The following is a 2,268-nucleotide window of genomic DNA, read 5'->3' as shown; positions in this document are numbered from 1 at the left end:
GAGATGTGTATAAGCGTCAGCCTCACCGCCAACGAAAAGACCGGCATCCCGCTGAGCCTGCGTCGCGCGGCCGCGGGGAGGGGCGCGTCGGTGCGCAGCAGGCTCAGCGAGATGCCGGTCATTTCGATGGCGGTGAGGAAGGTGCCGGCGAAGCCGCGATCGACGACGATGCCACGCGCCTGCAGCAGCTGAAGCGCGTCGCGCGCCACGATGCTCATTTCCATCTGGGCGGTGCCACCGAGATTGTTGACCAGCAGCGCAACGTGGTCGCCGCTGGTGAGACCGCGATCGGCGAGGATGGTGTCGATCAGGGTTTCGACCACCTGGCGGGCCGGCTGCATGATGACGCGCTGCACCCCGGCCTCGCCATGGATGCCGAGGCCCAGTTCCATCTCGTCGTCGCCGAGTGAGAAGTTGGGTTTGCCCGCGGCGGGCACGGTGCAGGGGGAGAGCGCGACGCCCATCGAGGCGACGGCGCCGATGGCGGCAAGCGCCCGGGCCTTTACCTCGCTCAGCGGCAGGCCGGCTTCGGCTGCGGCGCCGGCGACCTTGTGGACGAATACCGTGCCGGCGATGCCGCGGCGGCCGGCGGTGCGCTCGGCCTTGCCGAGCGCCGCGTCGTCATCGACGATCACCAGCTCGACCGGGATCCCATCGGCGCGCGCCATCTCGGCGGCGAGGCCGAAATTCAGCCGGTCGCCGGTGTAGTTCTTGACGATAACCAGGATGCCGGCAGGATTGGCGACAGCACGCAGCGCCGCATAGACCGCGTCGGTCGAGGGGGAAGCAAAGACATCGCCGCTGACGGCGGCGGTCAGCATGCCCTCGCCGACATAGCCGGCATGGGCCGGCTCATGGCCGGCGCCGCCACCGGTGACAATCGCTACCTTGCCGCTCTGGCGGAAAGCCTCGAGGTCGGCGCGGACCAGGGTATTCTCGCTGCCGAGCAGCGCCAGCCCGGGGTGCAGCATGGCGAGGCCTTCGAGCGACTGACGGACGAGCGAAGGAATGTCGTTGATGAGTTTCTTCATGGCCTCTCTTCCCTGACCCCGCAGCGTGGCGGGGCCGATTCATGCAGCACAGGATGTCTGCACGAACTGGAGCAGGGAAGAAAGGCTTGAGGATCAGGCGGCGGCCTGCTGCTGGCGTTGCAGCGGGTAGCCGTCGGCCTCGTAGAGGGCGCGGATGGCGTTGCCATCGAAGCGACGTCCATCGACTTCGAGGAAGGTGCCGATCAGCCAGGCAGCTGGGCGGTCCTCGACGATGTATTGGATCGCCTCGGCTGCCGTCTTGAAGCGGCGATACTGCTCGCGCGGCGACTTGGCGTAGCGGCGGCTGGGGTAGAGTTCGGCGGAGGCGGTGTAGCTGAAGTTGTCCATGTCGGGTCCTTTCGGGCGGTTGAGCCGCGGGCGCGGCCGGTGGGTTTGCGTTGGAGCGGGTAGTTGCCGCTCTGGTAGAGGCGCTTGAGGGCGTCGCCGGCATAGACGCGATCACCGACCCGGAGGCGGGCGCCGCGCAGACTGACGGGTGCAGCTTCCTCGAAGGCAAAGCGCAAGGCGTGTGCCGCGACCCGGAAAGCCCGAGGGCCTTGGGCCGTGGCAGTTTGCCAGTCGCGACCGAGATAGAGCTCGGCGCGAGCCTGGTAGTTCAGATGTGTCATGTGTTCTCTTGTGGGCCCGTCATCTGAGGATGCGGGGCCTCTCGTTGAAACGCCTCGACCGCGAAGCGGGAGACGTATGCCGGGCCTGTCTGATTGACGGGCCCGGCAGATCGATCAGGCGAGCTGCAGGTTGGTCGCCGACAGCTTGCCGTCGCGGCCGCTCTGCAGGTCATAGGTGACCTGCTGGCCCTCGGCGAGACCGGAGATACCGGCCGCTTCCAGCGCGGTGGCGTGGACAAAAGCGTCCTTGCTGCCGTCAGCCGGGGAGATAAAGCCGAAGCCCTTGGTGGAGTTGTAGAATTTCACGGTGCCATTGATCATGACGGGTACTTTCGATTGTGAGGGGACGCCCAACGGCGAACGCACTCGTTCCTCCGGCGCAACACGCGGCGGGGGTCTAGACGTTCGCAATTCAGGGGAACCAAACAACCGGCAAGCCGGCAGATCAGAAGCCAAAGATGGCCGTAACGTATGAGCGCTATATAGGGATGAATTACGCCGATAACAAGGAGAGACCGGGAACTGGCCGTTTCGGCTCCCCTCCCCCTTGAGGCTGTCCCTTATTCCCCTCTGACGCTTCCGACGGGCCAACTAACTGACGTGCACAT

Annotated in this window: 3 protein-coding genes; all 3 read right to left on the bottom strand. The window is 66.0% G+C overall.

The annotated features are described in order from the left end of the window. A partial coding sequence (locus VW23_RS08335) for a dihydroxyacetone kinase subunit DhaK (RefSeq protein ID WP_084645766.1) occupies positions 1–1,031 on the bottom strand: 1,031 nt, incomplete at its 3' end. 93 nt (positions 1,032–1,124) lie between these two features. Continuing rightward, positions 1,125–1,379, bottom strand: a complete 255-nt coding sequence (locus VW23_RS08330) for a hypothetical protein (protein ID WP_055882616.1) — start codon at positions 1,377–1,379, stop codon at positions 1,125–1,127. A 395-nt stretch (positions 1,380–1,774) separates the two neighbouring features. Continuing rightward, a complete protein-coding gene (locus tag VW23_RS08320) occupies positions 1,775–1,981 on the bottom strand; it encodes a cold-shock protein (protein WP_069909111.1) in 207 nt (68 codons plus the stop codon). Positions 1,982–2,268 lie beyond the last annotated feature (287 nt).

Origin of the sequence: Devosia insulae DS-56, assembly GCF_000970465.2 — a bacterium.
GTDB classification, from domain to species: Bacteria; Pseudomonadota; Alphaproteobacteria; order Rhizobiales; family Devosiaceae; genus Devosia_A; species Devosia_A insulae.
This window is presented reverse-complemented; position numbering and strand designations above follow the sequence as displayed.

Coding starts and splice junctions, on each gene's coding strand:
- VW23_RS08330 (WP_055882616.1), bottom strand. CDS start 1,379: ATGGACAACTTCAGCTACACCGCCTCCGCCGAACTCTACCCCAGCCGC.
- VW23_RS08320 (WP_069909111.1), bottom strand. CDS start 1,981: ATGATCAATGGCACCGTGAAATTCTACAACTCCACCAAGGGCTTCGGC.